Source organism: Arthrobacter sp. D1-17 (assembly GCF_054130535.1).
Window position 1 is genome coordinate 4,003,097 of the sequence record NZ_CP096382.1, and the last position, 17,472, is coordinate 4,020,568.

A 17,472-nucleotide genomic window follows, 5' to 3' on the forward strand; every position below is an offset into this window, starting at 1 on the left:
GTGGGCAGGGTTAGCGAGGGCTCTGCTGAAACGGGTTATGGCAGACCCTCCCTCCGCTTTCCGGATACGCCGTAACGTGGCCTCATGGATAACAGAGCCGAGGTGCGGCAGTTCCTCTCCACCCGCCGTGGCCGCATCACACCCGAACAGGCGGGCCTCGAGCCGTACGGCGGCCGGCGCCGTGTGCCGGGACTTCGAAGGGAAGAAGTGGCCCGTCTTGCCGGGGTAAGCGTGGACTATTACACCCGCCTGGAACGCGGCAACCTCAGCGGCGTATCGGACTGTGTGCTCGACGCCATAGCGCGCGCACTGGAACTCGACCGTGCGGAACATGACCACCTCTACGATCTCGCACGCACGGCCAACACCTCCGGCCGGAAGCGTGCCGTGGGCGCCGTGCCCTCGGGGGTGCGCCCCGAGCTGCAGCACCTTCTAGGCGCAATCACCGGAGCGCCGGCATTCATCGGGAACAACCGGATGGACATCCTCGCTGCCAACACCCTGGGCTACGCCCTCTACTCCGACATGTACCGCAGCACCGCCCGCCCCGCGAACCATTCGCGGTTTATCTTCCTGGATCCGCGGTCGCACGATTTCTATACAGACTGGGACCGGGCAGCAAACGTCAACGTCGCGATCCTGCGCCGTGAAGCCGGCCGCAACCCGCATGACAAGGGCATCGCCGAGCTCGTGGGCGAGCTCTCCATGCGCAGCGACGAATTCAGAACCCGCTGGGCAGCGCACAACGTCCGGCGCCACTATGCCGGCACAAAGGTTTTTCGGCACCCCGTGGTCGGGCTGCTCGAACTCAACTATCAGGTCCTCGAACTGGAGGAGGACCCCGGGCACAGCCTAACTGTTTACCCGGCCGTACCCGGCAGCCCCTCGGACGAAGCGCTCAAGCTCCTCGCCTCCTGGGCGGCAACCGAGAACATCGTTGAGTCCGCGAAGGCTTCCCTTCGAGGCTAGGTATGTTGGCGGCCTCCCGTCGGGGTTGATTCCGCCACGGCAAGGCAGCGCCACGGCTTAGTTGGGGTTGGGTTCCTGGCACCCGCAGGAACTCCGTACCTGCAACTCGGTTGGAAAGATGAGGTGTTCGGCCTCACGGGTCCGGCGTGCTCCAATAAGGGCGCTGACAGCGGCTTCTGCCATGGCCTTTGCGGGTTGCTTAACTGTGGTCAGTGGCGGCCAGCTGTACTCCGCCTCTGCCGACCCATCGAATGAGGCCAGGGCAATGTCGTCGGGGATCGATCGACCAGCTTCATGGAGTGCCCGGAGGATGCCGACCGCTTGCAAGTCGGAGCTGGCAAAAATTGCAGTTGGTCGGCTTGCTGAGGCGAGCAGGCGTCGACCGGCGGCGTATCCGCCCTCACGGGTGAAGGCGCTGCGGACGATCGGCCCCTCGGGGAGATCTGCTTTGGTGAGGGCCTGCAGCCAGCCCTGTTCGCGACCGTCGAGGAAATTCCCTGTATTCGTTCCCATTGCAAGGGCAATGTTGGTGTGTCCGTGGCCGATGAGGTGTTCAACTGCGGATTGTGCGCCTGCTGCCAGGTCCACTCCGACGCTGTTGAAGCCGGGAGCATCGGCACTGTGATTGAGGAGGACTGCGGGGATGTCTGCCGACTCAAGGTCTGCGAGGTCAGGTTCCATCAGCACGCTCGATAGGATTACGCCGTCCACCTGACGGGCGGCAAGGTTGCGGATGTTCCTTCGCTCCTTGCCGAGGTTTCCGTCTGAGTTGGTCAGGAGCAGCGCATAGCCGAGTTCTGCAGCGGCGTCCTCCACAGCATGGGCGAGCAGCGAAAAAAACGGGTTGCCGTTGTCGGGAATGACAAGTCCGATGGTTTCAGTGGATCCAAGCTTGAGCGCCCTGGCTGCAGCGTTGGGCCGGTAGCCCAGGACGCGGATGGCGTCCTGAACCTTAGCTTCGGTGGCCGGGGCGACTTTCTTCGGTCCTTTGTTTACTACGTAGCTGACGACGGCGGTGCTCACGCCGGCGTACCTGGCAACATCCTTACGGGTTACCGGGCTGCGGGGAGCTTGCGTGGTTGATGCCGTCATGTTGTACATGCTAGTTAACGGGACCGGGGCGCATCGCCAAAGTCGCGGATCGGGAGCCGCTCACCACCGCGCAGCGCGGACTCATGAGCCACGATGCCGGGCAGCGTGAACCTGGCGGCAACCCAGGCGTTGACCGGAGGCAGGGTGCCCGCGTTGACGGCAGTTACGAAGTCATCAACCAGGAAGTGATGGCTTCCCTCGTGGCCGTTCGGTGCGCCACGGAACTCCTCCGGGAGCCGCTCGGGGTCATGGACCGGCGAGAGTCCGGAGACAAAGGCGTTCTTCAGTTCCGGCGCAACGTTGGTGAGCGACGGGTCATCCAGGGGCATGCTCGGCTGCGTTTCCAGCTGCTCGGAAATGTCGTGGAAGTTCACCTTGTCCTGCCAGACAGTGACATGTGCTAGCTGTTCAAGGCTGGCTTCCGTCCCAAAGAACCGGAACCGGGACTCCCTGATATGGGAAGGGTAGCCCACCCGGCGCATCTCGTTGGTGCGCATGACACCACCGTCGTTGAGTTCGAAAAGGGCTGTCGCATTGGAGAAGTCGTTGCCGAACTTACTGACCTCCTTGTTAAAGACTCCGTCCTTGCGGTCATCCTTGACTCCAATGCAGCTGACGCTGACGGCATGGACAGGGACGGCACCAAGGACCCCGCCAACAGCATGCGTGGGATAGAGCATGGGCGGGTAGCTGGCGGTTTCCTTCCAGCTTTCTCCGCCGCTGTACTGGTACGCCTCGTAGAAGCCCAGATCCATATCGTGGACATAGTCGCCCTCGGAGTAGAAGATCCGGCCGAACTTGCCGGCAGCGTGCTGCTGGCGGGCATACACGGTGGCGGGGTTGTAGTAGCTGGTCTCCCCCATCATGTAGGTCAGACCGGTTTCGCGGACAGCTTCGATGATGCGGGCGATTTCTTCCTCGGAAATTGCCATGGGAACAGCCGAGTACACGTGCTTACCAGCCCGGAGCGCCTGCTCGACCAGCGGCCCGTGCGTCCAGCGCTGAGTAAAGATGGCGACGGCTTCGACGTCCGACACCAGGAGGTCTTCAAAGCTCGCCTTCGATCCTGCCAGCCCAAACCGCTCAACAGCTTCAGTGGCCCGCTCCGGCCGTTCGTCCACCGCAAAGACGTCCTCTACGCCGGGATGGAGATTGAACAAATGGGCGAACTGGCTGCCGAACTGGCCGACCCCCACCACGCCGATGGAAAACGTCATTGTTTCATTGCCTTTCCTGGGATCCGCCGGCCTGTTGCGCCGAAGGCCATGCTGTCCCTGCAGTTTTGCATGCGTTTCTACTCGCGTCAACGCACCACCGCAGATGACCTATATCTTCACGAAGTTTCGGGAAAAATGCTTGCACCTTGTTTTCTACTCGTATAGATTAGGCGAAGTTGTTACCCCCATCACAGTCAGGAAAGGGTCGATGATGACCACCCTTGCCAAACACGTCAGATCCGCCCCGCTCCAACCCGACGCTCCGAAGCCCAGCGGCAGTTACCGCCAGCTCGGCGACCTCAGGATCGCCCTCCTCTTTATCGCTCCGGCCATGATCGGCTTCATCTTCTTCTACGTGGTGCCCACCATCCGCGGCGTGTACTTGAGCTTCACGGAGTACAGCATCCTCGGGGAGCCGGAGTGGATCGGCCTGGATAACTACACGGCGATTACCAAGGATCCGCTGTTCTGGAATTCCCTGGCCGTCACCGGGCAGTACGTCTTCCTCAACATCGTCCTCCAGACGGCGCTGGCCCTCGGTATTGCTCTCCTGATGCACCAGGTTGCCAAGTCAACGATTGTCCGCGGCGCCCTGCTTTTGCCCTACCTGATGTCCAACGTCATCGCCGCGTTGCTGTGGTTCTGGATGCTGGACTACCAGATCGGAGTGGTGAACCAGTTCATTGAGTGGACCGGAATGTCCCGGGTTGCGTTCTTCGGCAGCGAGGAGTGGGCCATTCCCACTCAGGCGCTGATCAACACCTGGCGCCACATGGGCTATACCGCACTGCTGATCTTCGCCGGCCTGCAGGCCATACCCGGCCATGTCTATGAGGTGGCCAAGCTGGACGGCGCGTCACCGTGGCAGACCTTCGGCAAGATCACCATCCCGCTGCTGCGTCCGGTGCTGGTCCTGGTTCTGGTGGTGACGGTGATCGGTTCTTTCCAGGTCTTCGACACCGTGGCCGTGACCACAGGCGGTGGGCCGGTTAACGCCACCCGGGTTATCCAGTACTACATCTACCAGCGGGCCTTCACCGAGTCGGATTTCGGCTACGGATCCGCCATCGCCGTCATTCTCTTCCTCATCCTCGCCCTGGTGGCCTTCATCCAGATGAAGTTCCTCAAGGGCAACGAGTCGGACCTGGACTAAGGAGTCCCGCATGACCACAACTGCCAGCCGCGCGCCGCTGCCGTCGGCTACCCGCCGCCGCCGTCCTTTCAACGCCCGCCGCGCAGGCGCGTGGGCCCTTTTGGTCCTCGCCATCGCCGTCTCAGTATTGCCCTTTCTCTGGGTCCTGCGCACGGCACTGTCCACCAACAACGCCCTGGCCGCCAACGCAACCAACCTGTTGCCGGCGGAGTTCACTTTCGGTGCTTTCAAACGGGTCTTCGGGCTGCAAAGCCCGGCTGAAGCCATCGCCGAAGGCGGTTCCGGTGCAGCCATTGACTTCTGGCTCTACCTGCGCAACTCGATCATCTTTTCCTCCATCACCACCGCAGGCGCTGTCTTCTTCAGCGCGATGGCCGCCTACGCCTTCGCCCGGCTCCGCTGGAAGGGCCGCAACGCAGTCTTCAGCCTGTTCCTGGGCACCATGCTGGTCCCGCCGATCTTCACCGCACTGCCCAACTTCCTGCTCATCAAGAACCTTGACCTGCTCAACACGATGCTCGGCATGGTCCTGCCGTACGTGTTCATGACCCCGTTCGCCATTTTCTTCCTTCGGCAGTTCTTCCTGAACATGTCCCGTGAAGTTGAAGAGGCAGCCATGCTCGACGGCGCCAAGCACCTGCGGATCTTCTTCCAGATCGTGCTGCCCAACGCCGCGGCACCGCTGGCCACGCTGGCCCTGCTGACCTTCATCGGGCAGTGGAACGAATACTTCTGGCCACTGCTCGTCGGCTCCCAGGAGGACGTCCGTGTTCTGCAGGTCGGACTTGGTGTCTTCAAGTCCCAGTCCCCGCAGGGCGCACCCGACTGGTCCGGGCTCATGGCAGCGACCCTCATCTCGGCCTTGCCGGTGCTGATCCTCTTCGCCGCCTTCGGCAAGAAAATCGTCAACTCCATCGGCTTCTCCGGCATCAAATAACCCCCGTTCACCCCCTCTCATTCCACCCCTAACGGAAAGCAGAACCATGAAGAAATCCCTCGGCGCCGTTGCCGTCGCCGCAGCTGTGGCCCTCTCCCTCTCCGCCTGCAGCGGATCCTCCTCCTCCGAAGAAGCCGCCAAGGGCGAGATCAGCTACTGGCTCTGGGACGCCAACCAGCTCCCCGCCTACCAGCAGTGCGCCGACGACTTTACCAAGGCCAACCCGGACATCACCGTCAAGATCACCCAGCGCGGCTGGGATGACTACTGGTCCACCCTGACCAACGGCTTCGTCGGCGGCACCGCCCCCGACGTCTTCACCAACCACTTGGGACGCTACGGCGAACTCGCGGAAAACAACCAGTTGCTGGCCATCGATGACGCCGTCGAAAAGGACAGCGTTGACCTGTCCGCCTACAACGAGGGCCTGACGGACCTCTGGGTCGGCCAGGACGGCAAACGATACGGCCTGCCCAAGGACTGGGACACCATCGGACTGTTCTACAACAAGGCAATGCTGGCCAGCGCCGGCATCACAGAGGACCAGATGAAAAATCTCACCTGGAACCCGGAAGACGGAGGCAGCTACGAAAAAGTCATCGCACACCTCACCGTTGACAAGAACGGCAAGCGCGGCGACGAGCCCGGCTTCGACAAGAACAACGTCAAGGTCTACGGGCTGGGCCTGAACGGCGGCGGCGACTCCTCCGGCCAGACAGAATGGAGCTACCTCACCAACACCACCGGCTGGTCACACACGGACAAGAACCCGTGGGGCACCAAGTACAACTACGACGACCCCAGGTTCCAGGCCTCGATGGAATGGTTCGCCGGTCTGGCGGACAAGGGCTACATGCCCAAACTCGAGGCCACCGTTGGCGCGGCAATGGCCGACACCTTCGCGGCAGGCAAGTCCGCCATCAACGCACACGGTTCCTGGATGATCGGTCAATACACCGGGTACAAGGGCATCGACGTGGGCATCGCTCCCACCCCCGCAGGGCCTGAAGGAAAGCGTGCCTCAATGTTCAACGGCCTGGCCGATTCCATCTGGGCCGGAACGAAGAAAAAGGACGCGTCGATCAAGTGGGTTGAGTACCTCGCCTCTGCGGAGTGCCAGGACGTGGTCGCAGCCAAGGCCGTGGTCTTCCCGGCGCTGAAGACGTCCTCGGACAAGGCTGCCGAGGCGTTCAAGGCCAAGGGCGTGGACGTCACCGCCTTCACTGAGCACGTCAAGAACGGAACGACGTTCCTGTACCCCATCACGGATAACACCGCCAAGGTCAAGGGCATCATGGAACCGGCCATGGACGCAGTTGTCTCCGGCAAGGCGCCCGCCAGCTCGCTGACCCAGGCCAACGAACAGGTCAATGCCCTCTTCAAGTAGGCCCTGCTTCACATAGCTCCTCAACCGTGGCTGCGTTTGTGGTCGCAGCCACCCGCCGGGTGCCGCCGTTTCCTCCTCGCGACGGCGGCATCCTGCACCCCCCTTCATCCCCAGAGCTTGATTCCGCGTCCCAACGACGCGCAGCACAACGACGAAAGAGATTCCCTTATGGATCCCCTCCACCTCCGTTCCGCCGGCACCAGCCTGGTGATCAGCTTCAACAGCGGGGAGGCCGAGATCATCCATTGGGGCGCGGACCTCGGCAACACCCTGCCGGACCTCGCCATCCTCGGTGAACCTGTCCCCCACTCCGCTATTGACGCCACTGTTCCCGCAGGCCTGTTGCCCCAGGCGTCCTCCAGCTGGCGGGGCCGGCCGGGCTTGCGTGGGCACCGCATCGCCGACGGGATTTCCGGGCTGGATTTCTCCGCCCGCCTACGCACAGTTGCAGCTCGCGCCGTGGGCAACACCGCGCTGATCGGCCAGTCCGATCCGGACGCCAGTATTTCCGTCGAATCCACCCTCACCCTGCACGACGGCGGGCTGCTGGAACTGCGGCACACAGTCACCAATGACGGCACCACTCCTTACCAGCTGGATGAACTGGCAACGGTCCTCCCGGTGGCCCCGGACGCCGTTGAACTTCTTGACCTGACCGGCCGCTGGTGCCGTGAGAACCACCCGCAGCGCCGCGCCATCCAGCAGGGTACGTGGGTGCGATCGGGCCGCCATGGACGCACAGGCCACGATTCCTCCCTCCTGCTGGCCGCCGGCACCGCCGGGTTCGGCAACCGCCACGGAAAGGTCTGGGCCACGCACCTTGCCTGGAGCGGTAACCACGAACAGTTCACCGACACCCTTGGCGACGGCCGTACCATGATCGGTGGATCAGAACTCCTGGGACCGGCCGAGGTCATCCTCGAACCACAGGGCACGTACACCACACCCTCCCTGTTTGCCGCCTACTCCGACCGCGGCCTGGACGGCATCAGCGAGGCCTTTTACAGCTGGTTCCGGTCCCGCCCCCACCATGTGCTGCCCGCAGCTTCCACCGGCCTGCCTGCAGGAAAACCGCGCCCGGTGGTGCTCAATACCTGGGAAGCGGTCTACTTCGACCACAACCTGTCCACACTGATCGAACTCGCGGACTCCGCAGCGGAGCTCGGCGTCGAACGCTTCGTACTGGACGACGGCTGGTTCCGCGGACGCCGCGACGACCACGCCGGCCTCGGTGACTGGTACGTCGACGAGTCCCTCTGGCCAGACGGGCTCACACCGCTGATCGACGCCGTCACTTCCCGGGGCATGGAGTTCGGTCTGTGGGTGGAGCCGGAAATGGTAAACCTCGACTCCGACGTCGCCCGGGCCCACCCCGACTGGATCGCCGGTCCATCCGCCCTGTCCCACAAGGACGGCGGCCGCCTGCCCCTGGAGTGGCGCAACCAACACATCCTCGACCTGGTCAACCCCGAAGCGTGGCAGTACATCTACGACCGCATTGACGCCCTCCTGCGCGGAAACAACATCAGCTATCTCAAGTGGGACCAGAACCGGGACCTGCTGGAGCACGGCCACGCCGGCCGCTCCTCCGTGCACGAGCAGACCCTCGCCGCCTACCGGCTGTTCGACGAGCTAAGGAAAGCCCACCCAGGCGTCGAAATAGAAAGTTGCTCCTCCGGCGGGGCGAGGGTGGATCTGGGCATCCTTGAGCGGACGGACCGGATCTGGGCCTCGGACTGCAATGACGCTTTGGAACGCCAGACCATCCAGCGCTGGACCGGGATTGTGGTTCCCCCGGAACTCGTTGGCGGGCACATCGGACCCACCACCTCACACACCACGGCACGCACCCACGACCTGTCTTTCCGGGCCATTACAGCCCTCTTCGGACACTTCGGCATGGAGTGGGACGTCCGGCAAGTCAGGGACGCCGAGCGTGAGGAACTCAAGCGCTTCATCGCACTGTTCAAGGAACACCGGAACCTCATCCACAGCGGTCGGATGGTCCGCGCAGACGTTCCAGACGAGGCGCTGATGCTGCACGGCACGGTGGCGGCTGCGCCACCTGAGCCAGGCACGACGGCGGCACTGTTCTCCCTGGTCAGCACCCGCACCGCCTTCGCTGAGCAGCCCGGCAAAATCACCATCCCGGGGCTTGAGCAGGACCGTAACTACCGGGTAGAGGTCATCTCCCCGGCCCCGCGCAACGGGGACTACGGCCATGCCTTCACCCAGGTCCAGCCGCCGGCCTGGCTGGCGGACGGGGCGGTGGCCAATGGGCGCTTCCTGGCCGAGGTAGGCCTGCCCATGCCGATCCTCAACCCCGAACAGGCGCTACTGCTGGGCTTTACAGCCCTCTAAAAGGCAATACTCCGAAAACGAAGACTGCCCTGCCCAATATCCCGCGCTCCGTAGCGCCTCAGGGCGGGGCAGTCTTCGCCCACGCAAACGGAAGGCACACAACGTCCGCTCGATCGTCTTCAGCTCCTCGGCCACCGCCTACGGCGAACACAACGCCATTCCGTACGTGCCCGCTGGCACATGTTGTGTCACGGAAGCCGGTCAAGCAGGGCGCCTGAATCATAGGGCAATCGGATGTACCACCCCAGCGCGACGAATCCCCGGAGGACTGTCAGGCAACAGCCCTCCGGGGAGCCCGGAACGGGAGGAACCGGCAAACCTGCCGGAACCCTGTCAGGTTGGGTCAGGAGAATCGGGCCGGACGGAACGTGGCCAGCATGGGGTGCTTGTCGCCGGTCAGGATCTCCCCCGCGAGCAGCTCGCCGGCGATCAGGCCCAGCGTCGCCCCGGAGTGGGTGAAGGCCACGAAGCACCCAGGAACTTGCCCCAGTTCGCCGAGCACCGGTTCGCCGTCGCCCGGGATCGGCTTGTAGCCCATCTTCCAGCTCGCAGGCTTGAGCTCGGGGTTGCCTGCTATGAGCCTTGACGCTTCATCCGCGAGCTCCTGGACCACCTCATCCGGGATGCTGAAGGATCCGTCCGCGTGCTCGGTGATCTGCTCCTCGTACCAGTCGTGGTCCAGGGCAAAGGTGTTGCCGGGGTTGGGGCGCACGGCTGCGCGGGGCGTGTTCATCACGGCCTTGACGTCGTGCTCCACCGGCTTGGTCACCACCAGCATGGACACCGGGGAACCGTTGGGGATCTCCACTCCCAAAGGAGCAACGACGGCGGGTGTCGCTGCCCCGCATGCCACCAGTACCGCATCGGCATCGTACGTCTCCCCCGCCGTTGTCTCGACGCCGACGGCCCGGCCGCCGTCGACCACCACGGACGCCTTGCCGGCGTTCAGAACGAGGCGGCCGCCGCGCTCATGGAACTCCTTCATGAGGAATTCCACGAGGTCCGGCAGGCTGACCCAGCCCTCGCCCGGGTTGAAGATGGCGTTCTCAGGGACGGCGGCGGAGTCGATGCCCGGCGTCACAGCGGCGATGTCCCCGGGGGCCAGGAGCTTGGAGTCGTAGCCCACCGACTTCTCGTAGGCGTGGCGTGCCTCGGTGACGGCCCGCTCCCCGCCGGCGTTCCACATCAGGCCGCCGCCGAACTGCAGCCACTCCCGGCTGGGGTCCGCGGCGAAAAGCGTGCGGTACCGGTCCACGCCAGCAAGGCGGAGCTGGTGGTACGGCGTGGACCGTTCACCGGCGGAGTTGAGCCAGGAGAGCGAGCGTCCGGTGGCTTCGCTGGCCAGGCCGCTCTCGGTCAGCAGCGTGACCGACGCGCCTTCGCGCAGCAGGTGGACAGCGGTGGAGACGCCCAGGATGCCGCCGCCGAGGACGGCGACGTTCTTGGTAGCGGTGGAGGACATGGTTCTCCCTTTCTATGGAGTGTGGAGACGGGTGATGGGGGACGCGGCTACTAAGCCAGGGCGTGGATGCCTTCGATGACCTTCAGAACCTCGAGCGGACCGGCAGCGTCAACGGGAAGGGGTCCTTCTCCCCGCAGCGCGGCGGCAAGCCGAACGTAGAACTCGGGGTAGGCGCCACGTTCGGCGGGCACGGGCGTTGCGGAACCGTCCACTCCCAGAATCCCCCAAGACTCCTGGGGGTCGACGCCGTAGCCGGGATCCGACGGCGTCACGCCGGCCGCCAGCGCGGGCTCCTGGCCGTCCAGGCCCCACTTGGTGTAGCCGGCCTCCGAGCCGAGGACGTGGAAGCGCGGGCCCACCTGGGCCGCCATGCCGTTCATCCAGAGCCTGCTGCAGACGCCGGATTCGTGGACTAAGGACACGAAGGCTTCGGTGTCGGCGGCCCCCGAGTGGGATCCGCGGTTGGCCGTCTCGCCGTAGCTCTGTGCCACCGGGCCGAACAGCTGGACGGCCTGGTCGATCAGGTGCGCGCCAAGGTCGTGCAGGATCCCGCCGCCCTCCGCGAGGGAAACGCTGTCGCGCCAGTTCCCGAAGCCCTCGGGCCGCCACCATTCAAACCGTGATTCAAAGGTGCGAACCTCGCCAACGGCCTGCTCCGAAAGCAGCTTCTGCAGTGTCAGGAAGTCGGCATCCCACCGGCGGTTTTGGAACACCGTGAGCTGCACACCGCCGTCGGCTGCGAGGCCGATCAGTTCTTCCCCCTGCACGGATGTCGGCACGAAGGGCTTGTCCACCACGAGGTGGAGGCCGTGCTTAATGGCGGCGGCTGCGAGGTCGAAGTGCGTGTGCGGCGGGGTGCCGAGGATGACGAGGTCGAGCTCCCCGGCGAGTGCGAACACCGCCTCCGGCGTCGGAACGATGTGCGCCTGCGGGTACAGCCGGGCAGCGTCGGCGGCCCGTGTCGGGTCCGCCGTGACGATTACGTCCAAGGAGTAGGCGGGATCCGCGGCAATCAGCGGCGCGTGGAAAACCCGGCCCGAGATCCCAAAGCCGACGACGGCGGTTCGGATGGGAGCCGCTGTAACCTTCCGCATCACAGCACCTCGGAGAGGAAGCGCTGGAGGCGTTCGCTTTGAGGGTTATCGAAGAGGTCGGCGGGGGTGCCGGACTCGACGACTTCGCCTTCGTCCATGAAGACCACCTGGTCTGCGACTTTGCGGGCGAAGCCCATTTCGTGGGTGACCACGAGCATGGTCATGCCGCGGCGGCCGAGTCCGGCCATGAGGTTCAGGACGCCCTTGACCAGTTCGGGGTCCAGGGCGCTGGTGGCTTCGTCGAAGAGCATCACTTCCGGTTCCATCGCGAGGGCCCGGGCGATGGCCACGCGCTGCTGCTGGCCGCCGGAGAGGTCCCGGGGGCGGTGGTCGGCGCGTTCGGCCAGTCCCACTTCGGCGAGCCGGCGGCGTGCGCGTTCCATGGCCTCGGCCTTGGGCATGCCCTTCACGCTCCACAGCGCCAGGGCGACGTTTTCCAGTGCGGTGTGGTCCGGGAAGAGGTTGAAGTGCTGGAACACCATGCCGATGCGGCGGCGCAGGGTGTCTGGCTTGACTTTCAGGGCGCTTTCGCCGGCCAGCAGCACGTCACCGCTTTTGGGTTCATGCAGCCGGTTGACCCCGCGCAGCAGCGTGGACTTGCCCGAGCCGGAGGGGCCGATGATGCAGGTGGTGGTTCCGGGCGCGACGGTGAGGCTGACGTTGCGGAGGACCTCCATGTCGCCGTAGGCCATGGTCAGGTTCCGCAGTTCGAGGCTGGAACCGTGGAAGGTCTCAATGTCTGCGGCCCTCTTGCCCGAGGGTTTCTTGTCTGCAGTGGGATTGCTGGTGCTGCTGCTGGCGAGGCTCATGTGTTGCTCCCGGTGGTGAGCGGCGATGCCGCATCGAGTTCTTTGACTTCGTTCAGGCCGGACGTGGGCGCGGTGGGGCGGCGACGGCCGGTGCGGAACCTGTTGTCGAAGTAGTTGACCAGATGGGTCAGGGGCACGGTGATGATCAGGTAGAAGATGCCGGCCATGACCAACGGGGAGAGGTTGCCGGAGAGGACGGCGGCGTCCTGGCCGACGCGGAAGAGTTCACGTTCGGTCACCAGCAGGCCCAGGAAGTAGACCAGTGAGGAGTCCTTGACGATGGCGATGAACTGGTTCACCAGGGCCGGCAGGACCCGGCGGATGCCCTGCGGGATCACGACCAGGGCCATGGACTTGGCGTAGCTCATGCCCAGTGCCCGGCAGGCCTCGCCCTGGCCCTTGTCCACGCTGAGGATGCCGGCGCGGAAGATCTCACCGATGTAGGCGCTGGCGATCAGGCTCAGCGCGATGATGCCCAGAGGGTAGGGGGATGGTCCGAAGACGGACTGGCTGAACCGGGCGAAGCCCTGGCCGATCAGCAGGATGGTGAGGATGGCGGGCAAGCCGCGGAAAAGGTCGGTGTAGATGCGGGCGGGAATCCGCAGCCACCGCGACCGGGAAATGCCCATGACCGCCACCACCATGCCCAGCACCACGCCCAGGACGGTCGCTGCGATGGAGATGATCAGGGTGTTCATGAGGCCGACCCCGAGGAGCTGGGGCAGCACTTCGATCATCGCGTCAATGTCGAAGAAGGTGCGGCTGATGATGTTGAGCCAGTCCATAAATTGCTCTCAGACGTTAGTTGTTCGGTGATCCCGGGCGGGCCGCTGTGCGTGGCCCGCCCGGGCCGTTGACGGATCGGTCACGCTTACTTGCCTGCCGTCGCCTTACTTGTTTGGTGTCGCATTACTTACTTGCCGTCGCATTACTTGCTTGCCGTCGGGGCGGGGGTTGCCTTCTGCTCTGCCTTGGGCAGGTACTGCTCCGGCATCGGGGAGCCCGGGAACCACTTCTGGTACAGCTTCTTCCAGGTGCCGTCCTCCATCGCTTCCGCGAGGCCCTTGTTCAGCGCCTCCTTGAAGGCGGGCTTGTCCTTGGCGATGGCGAACCCTGCCGGGGCGTCGAAGGACGGGATGTCCGCGGCGCTGACCAGGCCGTGCTGCTCCTGGTAAGCCTTAGCTGCCTCGTAATCCAGGAAGTGTGCGTCCGCCGAGCCGCTGTTGACTGCGGCGATGGCGGTGTTGTTGTCCGGGAAGCGGACCAGGTTGGCCGAGGTGAAGTTCTTCACGGCATAGGCCTCCTGAAGCGTTCCCTGGACCACACCCAGGCGTTTGCCTGACAGGCCGTCGGCGTCCTTGATGCCCGAGGTCTTGGTGGTGATGACCGTCAGGTACCCGGCGAGGTAGCCGTTGGAGAAGTCGACGGTTTCCTTGCGCTTGTCCGTGATGCCGATGGCGGCTACGCCGACGTCGAACTGGCCGTTGGCTACGGCCGAGAGCAGGCCCGAGAAATCCTGTCCGGTGAAGACCACGTTGTCTACGCCGGCGCGGTGGGCCACGTCCTTGAAGAGTTCGACATCGAAGCCCGTGAAGTTACCCTGGGCGTCAGTGAAGGCGTACGGCTTGGAGTCACCCAGGCTGGCCACCCGGATGGTACCCGGCTGAATCAGGCCGTAAGGGTTTTCCTGCGTGCTGGTGGAGTTGGCCGAGGAGGAGCCGCCGCAGCCGGAGAGCGCGAGGACTGCCGCCAGGGCTGCCGCGGCCACTGCTGCAGGGCGAAAGTTCATTTTGATCACAGCATTGTCCAATCGTTGGGAGGGGAGGCGGTGCTGTCAGGGCCGCCAGAGGAATTAGTCGATGATGCTCTTGCTGAGTCCGGTCTCAGTCCCTACGATTGAGACCGGACTCACATCGATTGCTAGAAATGTAGCGGAACTCACAACCGGCGTCAACCGCGCCCTTGAAAGGTGAACATGAGCAGTGAAGGAAACAGGCGGCGCGACGTAACCGTTGCCGACGTCGCAAAAGCTGCCCAGGTGTCAAAAGCCCAAGCCGCCCGGGCCTTGGGAAACTACGGCGCGGTCAGCGAGGATGTGCGTGAACGGGTACTGGCGGCGGCGGAGGACCTTGCCTACCGGCCCAACGAACTCGCCCGCAGCATGAACACGGGAAAGTCCTACACCATCGGCGTGGTGGTGGGGGACATCGAGAACCCCCACTTCGGCCTCGCGACGAGGGGCATCACGGATGTCGCGAAGAAAAGCGGCTACAACGTCATCCTGATCAACACGGACGAGAACACCGCGGCCGAAGTGGATGCGGTACGCGTGTTGCTGGACAAACGCGCGGACGGGCTGATCGTCGCGCCGGCCTCCTCCGTTGATACCGGGCACCTGCAGCGGGTCCGGGATTCCGGCCGCCCGCTGGTCCTGCTGGACCGGACGGCGGGAGGACTCGACGTCGCCACCGTGGCCGTGGACATGGAACGGATCTCCTACGAGTCCACGCTCTATCTCCTCGGCGCAGGGCACCGGCGGATCGCCTTCATCTCCACTTTGAAGACCGATGCTGCCTACAGCGAGGGAATGCGCCTGGATTCCTCCCAGATCGAGGACCGGCTGGAGGGCATGCGGCGCGCCTTCCTGGAGGCTGAGGTGCCGTTCCCCGCCGACCTCGTAAGGCTCAACGCCGGCGACGCGGGTTCCATCCGGCACATCACCCGCGAGGTTCTTCAGTCGCAGGACCGGGCGACCGCCGTCGTCGCTTCTGACGGACTCATAGCCCTCAGCGTGGTGGAAGCCATCCAGGAACTGGGCCTTGAGATCCCTGCCGGCGTCTCATTCCTGATGTATGACGACCTGGCCTGGACGCGACTCACCACTCCGCCCCTCACGGTGATTGCACAGCCCGTGTACGACATGGGCGCAGCTGCTGCGAGCGCCCTCATCCGGCAGATCGAGGGCCGGCCGCCGCTGGCCACCGCCCCCGAGTTCACCGCAACGCTGGTGCGGCGCGGGTCGGTGGGCATTGTGCCTGTCGACTCCCAAGAGTCCGCCGCGGTGCCGGCGCTTTAGGAGCTTGAAGAATCTTTTTTCGCCGTGTTGTCGATTTCGGGCGGTTCCGTTCGACGCAATAGTAGAAGGACGCACACTGCGTCCTCGTCCAGGCAAGGAGAATCCAATGAAGTACATGTTCATCATGCGTTCCACCGATGAAGCCCTTGAAGCATCGAAGAAGATGCCGTTCGAGGAGATCATCAACAAGATGGGGGCCTACAACGAGTCCATGATGAAGGCCGGTGTGATGCTGGGCGGCGAAGGCCTCGCTGACGTGACGGAGGGCAACGCCTTCGTGGTCGACTTCTCCGAGGAGCCGCCTGTGGTGACCGACGGTCCGTACGGCGAGACGCATGAGCTGTTCAACGGGTTCTGGCTCGTCCAGGTGTCGTCCAAGGAAGAAGCGAAGGAATGGGCCAGCCGCTGCCCTCTCGGCCCCTGTTCGAAGCTGGAGGTCCGGCGGGTGACCGAGGCCGAGGACTTCGCCGACTTCGCCGACAACGAATACATCCAGAAAGAGGAAGGGTGGCGCCAGGAGCTGGGACAGCCCTGATCCACTGCCCCGAAGCTGTTCGGCAGAAGTAGGAGAGGGTCAGCGATGACCGGGGAAGCAGCGGCGGCCGCCGCACCGGATGCAGCCGTGCGGCGGCGCATCGAAGCGCTCTGGCGCATCGATGGACCGCACATCGTCGCAGCGCTGGCGAGGGTGACTCGGGATTTGGGCCTCGCGGAGGACCTGGCCCAGGAGGCTGTGGCGGATGCCCTGACCCAGTGGCCGGATGCCGGCGTCCCCCGGAACCCGGCCGCCTGGCTTACCACCGTCGCAAAACGCAAGGCGATCGACTCGTGGCGGCGGGCGGAGCTGCTCGAGGAGAAGTACCGCACCATCGCGCACGCACTCGCTGATGAGGACGGCGTGGCGTGGGAGCCTCTGGAGGACGACGTGCTCCGGCTGGTGTTCACGGCCTGCCACCCCGTCCTCTCACGCGAGGCCCAGATGGCCTTGACGCTGAGGGTAGTGGGCGGCCTTACGGCGGAGGAGATCGCGCGCCTGTTCCTCGTCCCGGTGGCCACCGTGCAGCAGCGGATCATGCGGGCCAAGAAATCCCTCGCGGCCGCACGGGTCCCGTTCGAGGTGCCCGAACCACAGGAGTGGGGTGAACGGCTCGGCGCCGTTCTCGGCGTCGTGTATCTCATGTTCTCGGAAGGCTACTCCGCCACCTCTGGGGACCGCTGGATCCGCCCGGACCTCGCCAACGAGGCACTGCGGATCGGACGCGTGCTGGCGGGGCTCGTCCCCCGCGAACCCGAGGCTCACGCACTCGTGGCCCTCATGGAATTCCAGGCGTCGCGCTTCGCTGCCCGCACAAAGGCCGACGGCACGCCCGTTCTGCTGGCTGACCAGGACCGTACCCGCTGGGACTGGGCCCAGATCCACCGCGGCCGGATCGCACTGGCCCGCGCCGATTCGCTTGCGGAGGCCCTGGGGCGTGGCAGGCGGAGCTACGCCCTGCAGGCGGCCATCGCCGAATGCCACGCGCTTGCCCCCAGCGTTGAGGAGACGGACTGGCAGCGCATTGTCCTGCTCTATGAGGTGCTGGGCCGCGTGGGACCAAGCCCCGTGGTCGAGCTCAACCGCGCCGTGGCCGTGTCCATGGCCACGGGTCCAGCCGCAGCACTCGCCATCGTGGACCGTCTCGTCTCAGACGGCGCCCTCCGGGGAGGTCACCTGCTGCCCAGCGTCCGCGCCGAACTGCTGGCGCAGCTGGGACGGGCCAAGGAGGCGCGCGCAGAATTTACGACGGCGGCCGGCCTCGCCAGGAACAGCCGCACCCGGGCCGTCCTGGAAGCCAGGGCGGCGGGGTTGTGACGATCACAGGTAAACACAGAGGGATCAAAATCTTTCCGGTCCCCCTGTGTTTACTTCCGGTCC

General features: G+C 64.6%; 15 protein-coding genes. 8 read left to right on the forward strand and 7 right to left on the reverse strand.

Annotated elements, in window-relative coordinates; genetic code table 11:
- Positions 1 to 84 precede the first annotated feature (84 nt).
- Positions 85 to 969, forward strand: a complete 885-nt coding sequence (locus tag M1E01_RS18545) for a helix-turn-helix transcriptional regulator (protein ID WP_457972979.1) — start codon at positions 85 to 87, stop codon at positions 967 to 969.
- A gap of 57 nt (positions 970 to 1,026) precedes the next feature.
- Here M1E01_RS18545 and M1E01_RS18550 read toward each other — a convergent pair whose 3' ends face one another.
- Both M1E01_RS18550 and M1E01_RS18555 read right to left on the reverse strand, forming a co-directional pair.
- On the reverse strand, positions 1,027 to 2,061 hold the full coding sequence (locus M1E01_RS18550) for a LacI family DNA-binding transcriptional regulator (RefSeq protein WP_457972980.1): 1,035 nt from the start codon (positions 2,059 to 2,061) through the stop codon (positions 1,027 to 1,029).
- A gap of 14 nt (positions 2,062 to 2,075) precedes the next feature.
- Positions 2,076 to 3,278 (reverse strand): Gfo/Idh/MocA family protein, encoded by a 1,203-nt coding sequence (locus M1E01_RS18555; protein ID WP_457972981.1) that lies wholly within the window; start codon positions 3,276 to 3,278, stop codon positions 2,076 to 2,078.
- Between the two features lie 211 nt (positions 3,279 to 3,489).
- Here M1E01_RS18555 and M1E01_RS18560 point away from each other — a divergent pair, with 211 nt between their 5' ends.
- The 4 genes from M1E01_RS18560 to M1E01_RS18575 all read left to right on the forward strand — a co-directional run bounded on the left by M1E01_RS18560 (position 3,490) and on the right by M1E01_RS18575 (position 9,116).
- On the forward strand, positions 3,490 to 4,431 hold the full coding sequence (locus tag M1E01_RS18560) for a carbohydrate ABC transporter permease (protein ID WP_457975018.1): 942 nt from the start codon (positions 3,490 to 3,492) through the stop codon (positions 4,429 to 4,431).
- A 10-nt stretch (positions 4,432 to 4,441) separates the two neighbouring features.
- Positions 4,442 to 5,368 (forward strand): carbohydrate ABC transporter permease, encoded by a 927-nt coding sequence (locus M1E01_RS18565; protein WP_457972982.1) that lies wholly within the window; start codon positions 4,442 to 4,444, stop codon positions 5,366 to 5,368.
- A 46-nt stretch (positions 5,369 to 5,414) separates the two neighbouring features.
- The gene (locus M1E01_RS18570; protein WP_457972983.1) at positions 5,415 to 6,755 is read left to right on the forward strand and encodes an ABC transporter substrate-binding protein; all 1,341 of its coding nucleotides are present in this window, start codon (positions 5,415 to 5,417) and stop codon (positions 6,753 to 6,755) included.
- Positions 6,756 to 6,923: 168 nt separating this feature from the next.
- Positions 6,924 to 9,116: an alpha-galactosidase gene (locus M1E01_RS18575; protein ID WP_457972984.1), complete on the forward strand. Its 2,193-nt coding sequence runs from the start codon at positions 6,924 to 6,926 to the stop codon at positions 9,114 to 9,116.
- A 343-nt stretch (positions 9,117 to 9,459) separates the two neighbouring features.
- Here M1E01_RS18575 and M1E01_RS18580 read toward each other — a convergent pair whose 3' ends face one another.
- From M1E01_RS18580 to M1E01_RS18600, 5 genes are all read right to left on the reverse strand, one after another.
- A complete protein-coding gene (locus M1E01_RS18580; protein ID WP_457972985.1) occupies positions 9,460 to 10,578 on the reverse strand; it encodes an NAD(P)/FAD-dependent oxidoreductase in 1,119 nt (372 codons plus the stop codon).
- A gap of 50 nt (positions 10,579 to 10,628) precedes the next feature.
- The gene (locus M1E01_RS18585; protein WP_457972986.1) at positions 10,629 to 11,672 is read right to left on the reverse strand and encodes a Gfo/Idh/MocA family protein; all 1,044 of its coding nucleotides are present in this window, start codon (positions 11,670 to 11,672) and stop codon (positions 10,629 to 10,631) included.
- On the reverse strand, positions 11,672 to 12,481 hold the full coding sequence (locus tag M1E01_RS18590; RefSeq protein ID WP_457972987.1) for an amino acid ABC transporter ATP-binding protein: 810 nt from the start codon (positions 12,479 to 12,481) through the stop codon (positions 11,672 to 11,674). The genes M1E01_RS18585 and M1E01_RS18590 overlap by 1 nt, the downstream gene beginning before the upstream one ends.
- Positions 12,478 to 13,266 (reverse strand): amino acid ABC transporter permease, encoded by a 789-nt coding sequence (locus M1E01_RS18595; RefSeq protein WP_457972988.1) that lies wholly within the window; start codon positions 13,264 to 13,266, stop codon positions 12,478 to 12,480. The genes M1E01_RS18590 and M1E01_RS18595 overlap by 4 nt, the downstream gene beginning before the upstream one ends.
- Positions 13,267 to 13,409: 143 nt before the next feature.
- Positions 13,410 to 14,270 carry an ABC transporter substrate-binding protein gene (locus tag M1E01_RS18600; RefSeq protein ID WP_457972989.1) on the reverse strand — a complete coding sequence of 287 codons (861 nt, stop codon included), beginning with the start codon at positions 14,268 to 14,270 and terminating at the stop codon, positions 13,410 to 13,412.
- A gap of 186 nt (positions 14,271 to 14,456) precedes the next feature.
- Between M1E01_RS18600 and M1E01_RS18605 the strand changes: the two genes are divergently transcribed.
- The 3 genes from M1E01_RS18605 to M1E01_RS18615 all read left to right on the forward strand — a co-directional run bounded on the left by M1E01_RS18605 (position 14,457) and on the right by M1E01_RS18615 (position 17,409).
- Positions 14,457 to 15,557: a LacI family DNA-binding transcriptional regulator gene (locus M1E01_RS18605; RefSeq protein WP_457972990.1), complete on the forward strand. Its 1,101-nt coding sequence runs from the start codon at positions 14,457 to 14,459 to the stop codon at positions 15,555 to 15,557.
- Between the two features lie 106 nt (positions 15,558 to 15,663).
- Positions 15,664 to 16,092, forward strand: a complete 429-nt coding sequence (locus M1E01_RS18610) for a YciI family protein (protein ID WP_457972991.1) — start codon at positions 15,664 to 15,666, stop codon at positions 16,090 to 16,092.
- Positions 16,093 to 16,137: 45 nt separating this feature from the next.
- Positions 16,138 to 17,409, forward strand: coding sequence for an RNA polymerase sigma factor (locus tag M1E01_RS18615; RefSeq protein ID WP_457972992.1), 1,272 nt, complete (start codon positions 16,138 to 16,140; stop codon positions 17,407 to 17,409).
- The last annotated feature ends 63 nt before the right edge of the window (positions 17,410 to 17,472 follow it).